Source organism: Streptomyces bambusae, assembly GCF_020532645.1.
Classification (GTDB): domain Bacteria; phylum Actinomycetota; class Actinomycetes; order Streptomycetales; family Streptomycetaceae; genus Streptomyces; species Streptomyces bambusae.
This window is the reverse complement of record NZ_JAJAUZ010000031.1, coordinates 23071-36169: the sequence shown is the minus strand read 5'-3', so window position 1 is coordinate 36169 and position 13099 is coordinate 23071. Positions and strand designations below refer to the sequence as shown.

The 13099-nt window shown below is 68.9% G+C and carries 9 protein-coding genes and 2 pseudogenes; 6 read left to right on the top strand and 5 right to left on the bottom strand.

From position 1 onward, the window contains the following. Entirely contained in the window at positions 1–363 is a 363-nt protein-coding gene (locus LG634_RS21655) for a CU044_2847 family protein (RefSeq protein ID WP_226735559.1), read from the bottom strand. 465 nt (positions 364–828) lie between these two features. On the opposite strand from LG634_RS21655, the gene LG634_RS21650 reads away from it, so the two are divergent. The 4 genes and pseudogenes from LG634_RS21650 to LG634_RS21635 all read left to right on the top strand — a co-directional run bounded on the left by LG634_RS21650 (position 829) and on the right by LG634_RS21635 (position 4459). After that, on the top strand, positions 829–1971 hold the full coding sequence (locus LG634_RS21650) for an acyltransferase family protein (RefSeq protein ID WP_226735558.1): 1143 nt from the start codon (positions 829–831) through the stop codon (positions 1969–1971). A 239-nt stretch (positions 1972–2210) separates the two neighbouring features. After that, positions 2211–3094, top strand: a pseudogene (locus LG634_RS21645) (M14 family zinc carboxypeptidase); the annotation flags it as partial. A gap of 4 nt (positions 3095–3098) precedes the next feature. Then, positions 3099–3176: pseudogene (locus LG634_RS21640) on the top strand (helix-turn-helix domain-containing protein); the annotation flags it as partial. A 125-nt stretch (positions 3177–3301) separates the two neighbouring features. Next, entirely contained in the window at positions 3302–4459 is a 1158-nt protein-coding gene (locus LG634_RS21635) for an FAD-dependent oxidoreductase (RefSeq protein ID WP_226735557.1), read from the top strand. Positions 4460–4666: 207 nt separating this feature from the next. Here the strand turns inward: LG634_RS21635 and LG634_RS21630 are convergent, their stop codons facing one another. The 3 genes from LG634_RS21630 to LG634_RS21620 form a co-directional block, all read right to left on the bottom strand. Continuing rightward, on the bottom strand, positions 4667–5545 hold the full coding sequence (locus LG634_RS21630) for an endonuclease/exonuclease/phosphatase family protein (protein WP_226735556.1): 879 nt from the start codon (positions 5543–5545) through the stop codon (positions 4667–4669). Between the two features lie 52 nt (positions 5546–5597). Then, positions 5598–6170: a hypothetical protein gene (locus tag LG634_RS38505; RefSeq protein ID WP_372482473.1), complete on the bottom strand. Its 573-nt coding sequence runs from the start codon at positions 6168–6170 to the stop codon at positions 5598–5600. A gap of 312 nt (positions 6171–6482) precedes the next feature. After that, a complete protein-coding gene (locus LG634_RS21620) occupies positions 6483–7562 on the bottom strand; it encodes a beta-propeller fold lactonase family protein (protein WP_226735555.1) in 1080 nt (359 codons plus the stop codon). Positions 7563–8282: 720 nt separating this feature from the next. Between LG634_RS21620 and LG634_RS21615 the strand changes: the two genes are divergently transcribed. Together LG634_RS21615 and LG634_RS21610 are read left to right on the top strand one after the other, a co-directional pair. Beyond that, on the top strand, positions 8283–10217 hold the full coding sequence (locus tag LG634_RS21615) for a glycoside hydrolase family 15 protein (RefSeq protein ID WP_226735554.1): 1935 nt from the start codon (positions 8283–8285) through the stop codon (positions 10215–10217). A gap of 510 nt (positions 10218–10727) precedes the next feature. After that, positions 10728–11960 carry a hypothetical protein gene (locus tag LG634_RS21610; protein WP_226735553.1) on the top strand — a complete coding sequence of 411 codons (1233 nt, stop codon included), beginning with the start codon at positions 10728–10730 and terminating at the stop codon, positions 11958–11960. A gap of 809 nt (positions 11961–12769) precedes the next feature. On the opposite strand, the gene LG634_RS21605 is transcribed toward LG634_RS21610, so the two are convergent. Then, entirely contained in the window at positions 12770–13069 is a 300-nt protein-coding gene (locus tag LG634_RS21605) for a hypothetical protein (RefSeq protein WP_226735552.1), read from the bottom strand. Positions 13070–13099: the final 30 nt, after the last annotated feature.

The window sequence follows — 13099 nt, the reverse complement described above, 5'->3', positions numbered from 1 at the left end:
TCAGCCCGGCCCTTCCTCCTCGTACGGCGGCCCCGGATCGGCACGGCGGCCCTGCTTCTGCCAGGTGACGGTCACCGTCAGGTGGCAGTGGGCCCCGGTCCGGGTGATCACCGCGCCGGCCTCCACCGCGAGATCGAGGCCGAACTCCACGGCGATCTCGTCGGGACCGGCCTTGCGTAGCTGCTCCAGCGTGGCGCGCATGGCCGCGGTGACCGGCCCCAGTGCCTGTTGAAGGCTCCCCGGCAGTTCCTGCACGGCCTCCTTGAAGCGGCCCGCCTTCACCGGCCCTTCCGTGACGGTGGGTGGGGCCTCGACCAGCAGCCAGCCCCCGCCGTCCAGGGGAATCCGTGCCAGAGGTGCCACCGTGCCTCCTGTGCTGGACCCGGCGGAAGACGCTCCGTCCTGATGCACCGGACGCGCGCCGGGGCGGACCGTGCAACGCGTGGGCGGGCAGGGCCGCCGGCGGAGTCCGTGTGGTCACCGCCAGCATCACCGCGCGCGACCCGGCCCGCAGCACGGGCCGGTCCGAACGGATGAGGGGCTTCGAGGCGAGCCTGTCGGTGATGGCCGTCCGGGGCACGGTGCCGCTCGTCCGCATGAGCCGGCGGCCGGCGGCGGATGGTCTCGCAGCAGACGGCCACGCCTCGCTCGAGCGTCAGCGCCTCTCCACCGCGCCTCTCCCACCGCGCCTCTCCACCGCGCCGGTCCACCGCTCGGGGGAACAATCGACAGCAGGCGCGGGCCTACGGTGCTTGAACCCGTCCGCCGGCCGGGGCCGTACTCCGCTCGTCCGAGCCACGCGGCTGACCACCCATCCAAGGTTTCGTCTTGACCCAGTCGCCGGTCGTTCACGCCCCGCCCCGCAGGCCGGTGCCGCGGAGTGCTCCCCCGGGGGCGGCGCCGTCCGCCGGGAAGTGTCTCCCGCGGCTCTACGCGATCGACGGACTGCGGCTGCTCGCTGCCCTGGCGGTGGTGCTCTTCCACTTCATCGGGCTCGTTCCGTCGGGTCCCGGAGTGTGGGGCCGGAGCCCTGCCGAAGTTTTTCCCCTGGCGCACCGGATCGCCGCCTACGGCTGGCTCGGCGTCGAGCTGTTCTTCATGATCAGCGGATTCGTCATCTGCATGAGTGCATGGGACCGCACGCTGCGCGATTTCATCGTCTCCCGCGTGACACGCCTCTTCCCCGCGTTCTGGGTGTGTGTACTGACCACGGCCGTGTTCCTGAGGCTCACCGGAGACCGCGGTATGACGCCGAGCCGCGTGCTGACCAATCTGACGATGGTCCCCGAGCCCCTCAACGTCAGGTACGTCGACCCGGCGTACTGGTCGCTCTGGTCGGAGTTGCGGTTCTACCTCCTGTTCGCGGTGCTGGCCTGGACGGGACTCACCTACCGCCGTGTCGTGGGGTTCTGCGGGCTCTGGCTCGTGGCCGCAGTGATCGCCCCCGTCTCCGGGCTCCCCCTGCTCACCGTTGTCTTCCAGCCTGCCTATGCCCCGTTCTACATAGCGGGGATCCTCGTCTACCTGCTGCACCGCTTCGGACCGAGTCCCACGCTGTGGCTGATGCTCGGCGGGACGTGGCTCCTGGCCCAGCACCGGCTGGTCGCCCTCGTGCAGGGCGCACGTACGGGTGACCGGATCTCCTGGAGCATCGCGCTCGCGCTCATCACCGCCGGCCTCGCCCTCCTGGTCGCCCTCGCCATGGGCAGACTGCGCTTCCTCAACCGGCCCTGGCTCGTCGCGGCGGGCGCGCTCACGTATCCGCTGTACCTGCTCCACGAGTGCATCGGCTGGACACTCATCTCCTGGTTCCACCCGCACGTTCCGCCGTACCCACTGCTGGCCGCGCTGGTCGCAGGGCTGACGGCGACGGCATGGCTGACCTACCGGTTCATCGAACGCCCCCTCGGCCGCCGCCTGAAAACGGCCTTGGCAGGGCCGGGACGACGACCCGTGTCAACGACTCCCTGATTCTGGTTCTGACCCTTCCAGGCTTTCGACTCTGTCGGGGACCTTGGAGTTTCGGTCCGTCCGCTGGAGTGGTGTATCGACGGCCACTCGGTGATCTCGTGTTTGAGGTTGTGCGGTGAGTCGGGTCGGAGACCCGGTGGCCGGGACTCGGAGACCCCCGCCCGCCACCTGGGTGAGTGCACTGGCGCAGCGCTGCCGTCACAGGCCGGTACCCGCGACAACCGGGGGGTGTGATCCAGATGATGAGGGCGTGCGGTCGGCACCTGCTCGCCGCGGCCATGACCGCCGTGTTCTGCGCTTCTCTGGCCTCCGGCCCGGCTCGCGCGTCCGACGGGGCGCCCCGTACGGGATTCGAGGCCGCCTACGGGGCCGTTGGACCAGCGAGTCCCAGGAGAGACACCTCCTGCATGAACTCGCCCGGCCTGGCGGGCGAGTGGTCGTCGAGGCCATCGGGACGACCGTGCAAGGCCGCCGTCTGCACCTGGTGGGCGTGGGCCGGGGCGCCGTCACCGTCCTGCTGGTGTGCAGCCAGCACGGGGACGAGCCTGCGGGCCGCGAGGCATGCCTGAGCACCGTGCGGGACCTCGCGCACGCGCGGGACGCGGCGACCCGGCACCTCCTGGAAGCCGTCACGCTGCTGGTCATCCCGAACGCCAACCCGGACGGACGCGCGGCCGGCACCCGGTCCAACGCGCGCGGCACCGACATCAACCGCGACCACTTGGCCCTGACCTCGCCCGAGGCACGGGCCGTGGCCGCGGTCCTGCGCGACCGGCGGCCGCAGCTCGTCTACGACCTGCACGAGTACCGGGCGACGCCGGGAAGCTACGACAAGGACCTCTTCGACCTCTGGCCGCGCAACCTCAACACAGATCCTGGGGTGTACGCGCAGTCCCGTGTGCTGTCCGGCGCGTACGTACGCCCGCGGGGGCGCGCGGCCGGGTACTCCACCGGGACCTACGGCATCCGGACCGACCCCGCGACCGGCGCCCCCGCCGGCCAGTCCGCGGGCGACGGCCAAGAGGGCATCCTGCGCAACGCCGCGAGCATCAAACACGCGGTCACCCTGCTCATCGAGAGCCGCGTCGAACCGCCCACCGGCCCGGCCGGCGAAGCGGAGCGGACCGTCCCACCTCTGTAACGGACCTCCGTACGCCCAGCTCGCGGCCGGGTTCGGCGTGGGTACGACTACCGCGTACAGGTACGGGCCCCTCGCTCCCGCTCCGGTGTCGCCCTGCGCGGGCACGGCTGGCACCTCGCCCGCCGGGCGGGGACAATGGGTTCTGTCCGGCCGCCGCGCATGTCACACGGCCACCGTCGAGGAAACCTCATGACCGCTGTTCCGCTCGCCATCGTCGGGGCGGGTCCCTTTGCGCTATCCCTCGCCGCTCTGGCCGAACAACGTGGCATATCGACGCACGTCTTCGGCGAACCCATGGGGTTCTGGCGCAGGAACATGCCCGCCGGCATGCTCCTGCGCTCGGGCACGGACTGGCACCTCGACGCCGAGGGCGTGCACACGCTCAGCGCCTACCTGGCCCGACGCGGTATCCCGGAAGACGCGGCCGCGCCGCTTCCGCTTCCGCTCTTCATCGATTACGCGGAGTGGTTCCGTTCCGTCGCCGGCATCGAGCCGGACCCCCGCATGGTGACCGAGGTGACCGAGGTGGCCGAGGGGCCCGGCGGCCGAAGCGGACGCTTCTCCCTCCGCCTCGCGGACGGCTCGCGGGTGGCCGCCGACGCGGTCGTGGCCGCGCCCGGGCTGCGGCCGTTCGCCCGGCTGCCGGCCTGGGCCGAGGCCGTGCCCAAGGGGCGCGCCGCCCACACCTGCGAGCTGGTCGACTTCGCCCCGCTCGCCGGGCGGCGGGTACTCGTCGTCGGCGGTAGGCAGAGCGCGTTCGAGTCCGCCGCCCTCCTGGCCGACCACGGGGCGGCCGGCGTCCATGTCGTCTACCGCCACGACACTCCGCGGTTCGCCGAAGTCAGCTGGTCGTTCTTCGAGGAACCGCTGGCACGGATGGAAGAGCGGCCGGACTGGTGGCGCAGGCTACCCGCCGCGGAGCGGGACGAGCACATCGCGCGGGCCTGGGCCGCGGGTCGTCTGACCCTGGAGCCCTGGCTGGTGCCCCGGCTGAGCGATCCGCCGGTGCGCAAGCACCCGCACATGCATGTCGAACGCGTCTCCGCCCGGCCCGACGGCTCGCTGCTGGTGGCGCTCTCGGACGGCGAGACCCTGGAGGTCGACCAGATCCTCTACGCGACCGGCTATCAGGCCGATCTGTCGCGGGTGGACTACCTGTCCGGACTACTGGACCGGGTGCGGATCCGGGACGGCTCACCCGTCCTGGACCCGTCGTTCGGAACCGCCGTCCCCGGACTGTACGCCGTCGGATTCTGCGCCGTGCAGGACTTCGGCCCGTTCTTCGGCTTCGTCCGCGCGGCACCGGTCACTGCACGGATCCTGGTCCGGCACCTGCTCGCCACGTGAGACCGTCGGGTACGCGCGGCAGCGGCACCGCGGGTCTCACCGAACTTCTTCGGCGCCGCTCGTCTTGCCGGAGTAGGGCGGGGCGGGAGCAACGCCCCCGAACCTCGGCGACTTCGTGTTCGCGAAGCCGGCCGGCCCCGATGAGCGTGTCGATCTCGGCGGTCTTCTCGTTGCGGGACATCACCGCGCCGTGACGCCAGGGCCGCTTCACGTGAGCCGGGCCTGGCGGGGGGCCCATGACGTCTGCCCCCACAGCATCCGGTGGTCCGAGACCGCCTCGTCCAGCTCCTCGACCCCGCCGGTCGCCTTCCTGAAGTGGCGTGAGTCGAGGAAAACGTAGTCGATCTTTTTGTTGTTGAAGGTGGGGTCCTGTCCGGGGGGTCCCGCCTCGATATACGGGGGCGGCTCGTTGTCCGGTGCCTGCGACCCGTCGAAGAGGGCGAGCGTGCTGCTGCCGGGCAGTTGGTTGAAATCCCCGCCGAGGACGACGGCCGCGCCCGACTCCCGCCAAGCCCGGGTCTTCTCGGCGAGCAACTTCGCCTCCTGCAGGCCGAGTTCGCGGTCACCCCAGTACAGGTGTACCGAGCAAGCCCACATGGAGCTGCCGTTCATGCGGCTCCTGATGCAGGGCGCCACGACCGGATCCTTCTCGCCGCCTATGGTGAGGTCGAGGGTCTCGGTGGCGCCGTCGGCCCTCCTTGCGAAGACCGCGCTGCCGTAGGGCAGGCCGCGGCACACGGCGCGGTTGTCTTCGACGCTGGCGGAGAACCTGCCGCTGAAACCGCTCGGCGCCAACCGGCGCAGGACTGCGTCGAACTGACCGGCGCACACCTCTTGGAGGAACACCAGGTCGGCCTTCCAGGAGGGAGACACCGCCGCGTCGACGATGCTGTCGATGCGCTTGACGTCGTCGAAGTCGCCCCCTTTGCACTTGTTGCCGCACACGTTGTAGCTGAAGAACCGCAGGGGCTCGGCGTTGCCGGGAACCGCGTGACCGATGCCCGACGCGGTGACGACACACGCAGCGGCGAGGCCCCACAGGGCGAGCATCAGGTAGGAGCGTGTGCTGGCGAGGCGGCGACGCATTCTGTTCTCCGACATCAGGAATGCGGGCGGCACGCCCGTCGGAGCCGTGAGCCTACGGGCGGACATACCGTTCTGCAGGGATCGGACGGCCCCCGCCGCATCCCCTGGAACCAGTCCTTGCGCCTGTCCGACCGGGCAGCCCACCGCACCGCCGAGGAAGAAGACCGCGATGAAGACTCCGGACAACCCCATCGAACAGGACCGCCGTACACCGAGGCACCAGGACAGGGCACCAGGGGGACGTGCCCAAGCCACGCCCCGCCCTTCGGGCACACCCGAAGAGGGGCCGTCCGGTCAGAGCAGGCGACCGTGCGGGGCAGGGCCTCGGGGATGACGGATCCGGTGGTGACCACCTGGGTCGCGTACCGGACCCTCCTCCAAGTCCTCCGGCGGGGCGGCGCGGTGTCCTGCTGCCACGCCGTACCCCGGCACCGCCCCTTCGACGGCGAAGGGGTTCCGACAATGCTGGAACGTGCCGGAGTCTCACACCGGATCCCGGTCGGTTCCAACCCGATCGGGCACACCTCCGGAAACGATCGCGCCGCGCACCTTCCCAGCCCGGGAAGAAGCTCCCTGCCCTCAGTTGGGGAATCGGTAGCCCCAGGCCGCCGGCCCGGGTGGTCACTGTCTCGTCCCGGTGTCCGTTGCGCCAGCCGGTGCGGGTCTCGGCCGTTCGCCTCACTCGGCGCCGATCCTCGCGGTGGCCTCCGCATCGATCAGCAGGGTCGGCGGGCCGGCAGGACAGATGCCGGCACCGCACTACCAGCCCCGACCCGCACGCGGCCGCCTGCTCCGACCTGGTCCTCCGGGACGCTTCCTCCGCATGCGTGGGGACACCGGCTGCACCAGCTCGTCGACGCCCATCACATCGGGGGCAACGTCTCTGCCGCTCGGCGTTGCCCCCGGATGCGAGACGGCCGTTCGATGGGCAGAGCGGTCAGGGGAGGGTGACAACCGCGGACTGCGACGCAGGACTTCCGACTTCGTAGCTGTCCAGCACCTCGTTGTCCTCGGTGTCGATCATCGTGAGCTTTCCGTCGCCCACGCAGGTGACGAACAGGCGCTTCTGGTCGGGGGACAGGGATACCCAGAGCGGGCTGCATCCGAGGTCGATCTTGTTGATGGTGGGGATGGCCCGCCTCACGTTGACCACGGAGACCGTGTCGTCCCCGGTGTCGGCCACGTAGAGCAGCTGGCGCTTTGTGGAGAAGACCGCCCCTACGGGCCTCTCCACTCCTTCGATCCTCTTGAGGATCTTGTTGTCCTTGGTGTCGATCACGGTGAGGAAATCGTTCCGGCTGTTGGTGACGAACCCGAGGTGCTTTGCGTCCCAGAGAGCGACGACGCGCGGCGCTGCTCCGACATCCGCGATCGTCGTGACCGTGCGGGTCTCCGTGTCGATGACCGACACCGTCCCGCTCCTGTCGTTCGCCGTGTAGACGCGCTTGCCGTCAGCCGACACCGACACGCCCCGCGGGCTGGAGCCGACCGGAATGTCCGCGCCGACGCGGGTGTTCGTCTGCAGGTCGATCACGGAAACCGAGTTGTTCGTCGAGTTGGCCGTGTAGGCGCGCCGGCCGTCGCGCGTGATGGCGATACCGACCGGAGTCGTACCCAGCTCGATCGTTGCCAGGCGTTCGTCGTTCCGGGTGTCGAAGACTTCGACGACACCCTCCGTGTTGTCCGCGACGTAAGCCCGCTTGCCGTCGGGGGAGATCGCCACACCGATGGCGAAGCTGTCCTTCTCAAGGTGGATGCGACTCTCCAGGTCCAGCTCACGGCCCTTGTCGACGACCTTCACCACAGCGACGTTGTCCTGCTGCGTGACGAAGGCGAACGTGCCGTGGCGGCCCTGCGCGGACGTTGCCGACCCCGGTGAGGTGGCGAGCACCACGGCGAGCGCGGCGAAGGGTACCGCGCCGAGCCTCGCGCGACGGGCGAAGCCACCGGCCCTCCTCGCAGCCTTGGGGGTCAGCGTCGCGGCGGCCGCTCGTGTCTTCGCTGATGTCATCGCCATGGAGAAGTCCTCTGCTCTGCGTATCGGGCGTGGGGATACCGATACGTACGCTTTTGTCCCCCGGCAATGTAGTGGTCGCCGCTGAGTACGGACGGGACGGCAGCATGCGACGGGTCGCGGTTAGCACGAACAGCCCACGAGCTGACCCACCGCGACCCCGCCCACGTTCGCCACGCGTGCGCCGCAGAAGCCGGCGGCCCGGCCTGGTTGCCCGCCGAAGCACGGGACGCTCGTGGCGACAGGGCGAAGCCGCGCGCGAGCCGGCAGGGCGTCGGTGCGGGTGGGTCAGGACCCACGCGGCGGCGGTCAGCGCGGTGGTGGTCGGGCCGCTCGGCGGTGTCGGCGCGGCGGAACCTCGCCGCGGTCCGGCCGACGGTCTGTTTCATCAGCCGGAAGGTGTGCGCAAGGTCGAAGCGCCGGAGGAACGACTGCCACCAGGCGGGCTCACCTCGAACCGGCGCGGCGGCCCGGCGCCGGCGGCCTCTCCCCCTGCGGCGTCAAGCCCCCTTCCGCAGCGAAGAAGCCGGCCCGGCGGTGGTTCCGGCCGTCGGACCTGTTCCCCTGTGACCGGGTCTCCGGCGCTGGTCGCCGGCCCGGCCTGCCTCCGGGCGGGTGAAGGGGCTGCCCTGCACGAGTGAAGCGACCGGGCACCTCGACAGGGCTTCGGTCGCCCGGGGGAGCGTGGTGGGACCGTACGCCCCTGTGGAAGGACTCCGGTACGTGAACGTGACGCTCACCGCGCTCACTCCCGCACTGGCCCTGTGCCTGCTGCCGGTGGCGGTACCCCCTGCGACGGCAGCGGTCAGGGCGACCTACTACGACAGCCAGCCTCTGCGCAGCACGGCTCTGTTCAGCGTGAAGGCGACGAACAACGCGGCGGCACAGGAGTTCACCACCGCCTTGCGTCGTGTCTCCCGTGTCAGCGTGTACGTGGCCAGCCAGGCTGCGACCGGGCAGATCACCGTGCAGATCCGGCGCAACAGAACCGACAGCGGTTCCGCACTCGCGTCCAGAACCCTGAGCCTGGCCTCCGTGGGCGGAGCCGGGGCCGGCTGGCTGGAATTCCCCGTGAACGCCGACGTCACTCCTGGCACCACCTACTACCTCCACCTCCAGGCGACCACCACCGAGAACAAGCCCATCGCCTGGTACGGAACCGTGTCGTCCGTCCCCAACTCACTTACCAGCTGGAACTACGACCGGTCGTACTGGGGCGGCTGGCACCCGTACACCACCCACCGGCTGGCCTTCCACGTCGAACCGACGGGCAGCGAACGGTGCGGGGAAGCGGACCAGTGCTACGTGCCCGCCACCTGGCTCGCCCAGCGCACTTCCGGGCTCCTCACCAACCTGACCACCACCGAGGCCGTGCCCCCCGCCTTCGCCGTCGGCGCGTCGTACGTGGGCGCCGGCAACGTGCTCAAGCTCCCTTCAGGGCGTTGGCGCTACCTGCCCGCCGGTGCGACGAAGTCCTCCGTCGTCGCCGCGAACACCTCCGGCGCCCTCGCCCAGGTCGCCGAGAGCGAACGCTGGTTGGCCGCCGGCACCGTGCCCGGCCGGACGGAGACCGAACGGGCGGCGTCACGGCGCGCCTTGCTGTCGGCGCGTGCCCTGCTGCGGCCCAACGGGGCACTCGCCGCCGCCTGGTCGCCGGCCTGGCAGTACTCCTGGCCCCGGGACGGCGCGTTCGCCGTAGCGGCCTTCGCTGCGACCGGACACGACTCCGAGGCATACCGCGTCCTCCAGTTCGACGCCGACACCCAACGCGCGGACGGCACGTGGGAGGCCCGGACCAAGCTGGACGGCAGCGGCCCGCCCGACCAGCGCCCGTGGCAGCTGGACGCGAACGGCTGGGTGCCATGGGCCACCTGGCAGTGGTACCAGGCCGCGCCCGCCGGCGGCAGGGACGCCAGGCTGCGCGCCCTCTATCCCATGGTGCGCAGGGCAGCGGACTACGCCGTCCGCTCGCTGGGCGCGGACGGCTTGCCCCCCGCGTCCCCCGACTACTGGGAACTGCCCACTCCGACCACCAACATCGGCACCGCGGCACCCTTGCTGGCCGGCCTCAACGCCTCCGCCGACCTGGCCTTGAGCCTGGGAGAAGCGGCCGACAGCGCCCGGTGGGCCGCCGCGGCACGGCGCCTGTCCGCAGGGATCGCCCGCTCCTTCGCCCCCACAGGCTACCCTCGCACCGCCGACGGCCGGCGCGGCAGGGACAGCGCTGCCGCCTTCATGGCACCCCCCTTCAACACGGCCCCGCGCGACCTCCCGCCCGCCCTGGCCTCCACCTACCAGGCGCTGCTGCTCCCCAACGGGGGTGTGTCCCCGGGGAACGACCCCCAGTCCAACTGGGGGTCCTATGCCTGGACCGCCAGCACGTCGTTCTTCGCCCTCGCCTGGGCCCACCTGGGCGACCAGGCCCGGTCGGACGCCGTCCTGAGGTGGGTCCTGTCCAAGCGCAACGGGCTGGGGGAGTTCCCGGAGACGGTGAACGGCGCAGGACACCCGTCGTCCGTCGCACCCCTGGTATGGACGGGCTCCCTTGCGATCATGACACTGCGCGCCCTCCAGGGAACCCCGCTCCCCACACCGCCGTCCGCAGTCGTCGCCGCCGGCGCCGCAGGCGACCCACACACCGACGGGGACGCGCAGTGACCGTGACCGATGCCGTGACGGGGCGCCCCTGAGCCCCTCTCACAGATGACGCATGAGCCGTGACTCCCCGGACAGGTTCCTCGGGTGACCGGGCCGACCGCGTCCCGGGTGCCCGTGGAAGCTGTGTCCGACGACGAGTGTGCGCGTGTCCGAGGCGGGGGAGGGGCCGGGCCCGGGACAGGAGCGGATCGGTGCCGATCGGGGGCATGCCTGCGGATGCCCATCACCTCTACATTCGCGCTGCGATCGGCGAAAGTATAGCTAAATTGGTGGCGCGCGGCAGATCGAGGGCGGCAGTTTACGGAACCAATGAGGTCCCCAATAGCTGGTGCAGGCCGGTAGGAGAATTCACTTACGGGCACCAGATGGCGCCTCAATCGTGCCCGAAGTGGGAGCTCGTCGGGACTTTCCATATGTCCAATCTGGATGAATAATGCACTCTCGGATTTATCATCACAAGGGATGGTTGCGCCGCGAAATGGTGCACCTCGACGAACGGATGGGCGACCAGTGGATGACGTTCAGAATAGCCGTAAAATGCAAGAACTCATAGCGTCGACGCTCTCCCTGAACGGCCACAAGAGAGAAGCCTGCGTCGTGGCTACTGCGAATTCTATCTGGGACCTGGACAATGCTGCGCAGACATTTCCTAACGTCGACGCAACCGAAGATCAAGTGTACCAGTTGCTGGAAAACCTCGAGATGGTCTGGAACAGTGAAATCGACGTTTTGGAGCAGCATCCATATTCTACCTTCGCGGCTCACATTAATAGCGTGCTCAAACTCGGCCTCGCAGAGAATATCGGCACCGACCAGAGGCTGCTATTTGATCATCTCAAAAAAGCCACATCTGCAGAAGTGGACCTCTTTCGCGCCACGGTGAGCGACTGGGCAACCACTCAGATGTACCCGGCCCTGAAACCCTGGCAAGACAAGGCTGCGTTGCTCTTCAGTCAGATCAGCCGACCCTCCAATGCCCCCGCTCCAGGCGCTCCTAAGTCTCAAAACGAGAAGCAAATTCCGAAATCCGGATCAACGACAGCAAATTCGGTCCAAGTGTGGAAGAAATCAGCAAAAAGAGAAAATGAAAACCGGGGCAATCGGCAGGGATCACCTAAAGAAATCGCATCTGCGCGCGCACGCTGGCGCGCTATAGTCGAAGCAAAGTACCCCGTCAGGCTCTCGCTCGGAAATTCTAAGGAGACCCTAACGGTCACCTGGGATGAACTGTTGGAGATGCTGTCTTACCGAGAATTTGGAACTGCGGCAGAAAAAGCTCGTCAGGATTTGATCGACTCCTGGAAGGCCAACCCGGGGAACTCGGATGAAAGCGTACCGATCAATCCCGGTATCAATATGCGGCTCCAAGTTGGCGTGGCGGGCGGGATGAAAGTAGCGTGGACCCTGGAAATTGATGCCAATGCTACGATTTCTCCCGGGCGAAACGAGCGTGAAATATTGAAGCTCACCGGGTCGGCTAAATGGTCGGTGATCTCGAATGCTCACACTTTCATAGTCAATCCATCCGCCATGCAGAAGCAAGTCATGCTGCTCACTGCAGATTTCCTCAAAAGCAGAGCCGCTGTATGCTCGGGTGAAATTTCCCATAAAGTCAAGAAGGAGAACTCCATCTTTGGGAAAAGTAGAACTTACCGGCATTTTGATGTTGTGATGAAAGACCGGGCGGCAGCCCCCCGTAATCTCGCTCAACTGCTTAACAAAATCAACAAGAAAAGCCAGTAGCCTGGGGGCTGTCGCCCACGTACTTCGTGTTCGGTTCGGCCGCAGTGCGGTTGACGGTACTACGGCATCCTGCAGCTCGTCGGTGACCCGATCGAGGCTGGTGCTGGACACGTCGCATCCGTCCGTCGTCCGTCGACCCCGGAGCCGTGGCGCTTGAGGAGGTCGGTCCACTGCTCGGGGGTGTGCTGCCAGCGCAGCACCGTCGGCTCGCCCGGCCCCCCAGCCGCTTCCCGCCCCTCTCCTGGGCACCGTACTGGCCCCCGACGGGCTCGCGGTGGGAGAAGGGCGTCGGGGCGAGGCACCGGGCGATGCGGGGAACAGCTCGTCGGGGTCGGTGAACCGGACGGCGCCCCACGTCGAGTAGACGACGTCCCGCAGCCGCACGTCCTGGTCGAGGGAGGTGCAGGGCCCCGCCCGGACGAACTCCCGGTTCGGGACGTCGGCACAGAAGCCGCGGGCCCACTCGGTCTGGACAGCGGAGAAGTCGACCGCGGAGAAGTCGACCGCCGTCAGACGGCCGGCGCCCGCCTGACCATCCAGGCCGGCGATCTCACGGTCAGCCGCCTCGGCGGCTCCGCCGAGCTCACCACCCAAACCAACGACATCCAGTGCACCGAAGCCCTCCACGGCACCGTCACCCTCGTCACCCAGAAGGGCGACATCACCGCCCGCAGCCTCTGACGCCCCGCTTTCAGCGTGAACTGAACGCGGCACAGCGAGGGCCGGCGGTCGGGCAGGTCCCCCCCACGACGCCGCCCGGGCCGGTGCAACGGGTATCCACCGACCGCGCCCGGGGCCAGCCAGCGGGATCAGACGATCTGACGGATGGCCAGGCTCAGCTGGACCACGAACGGCACCACGAAGAACCAGCCCAGCCCGGCCCAGATACGGCCCCTGACCCGGTTGCCGCGGGTAGGCGCGGGTGGCGAGACCAAAGCGTGCCCCACCCGCACTGTCTCCTGCGCGGCGAAGAAGTGGCGCCCGGTGCGCCGCTGTCGTCGTCCGGCCCAGATGCAGACCACCGCGGCCATCAGGCACATACCGGCGGCCTGGAGATGCTCACCGGGCGAAGCGGTCGCAGCAAGAGTGCCGGCGAGGTGAAGCTTCAAGACTGATTCCCCCATGGCAATGATCTCCGC

Coding starts and splice junctions, on each gene's coding strand:
- LG634_RS21635 (WP_226735557.1), top strand. CDS start 3,302: ATGACCGCTGTTCCGCTCGCCATCGTCGGGGCGGGTCCCTTTGCGCTA.
- LG634_RS21630 (WP_226735556.1), bottom strand. CDS start 5,545: ATGCGTCGCCGCCTCGCCAGCACACGCTCCTACCTGATGCTCGCCCTG.
- LG634_RS21620 (WP_226735555.1), bottom strand. CDS start 7,562: ATGGCGATGACATCAGCGAAGACACGAGCGGCCGCCGCGACGCTGACC.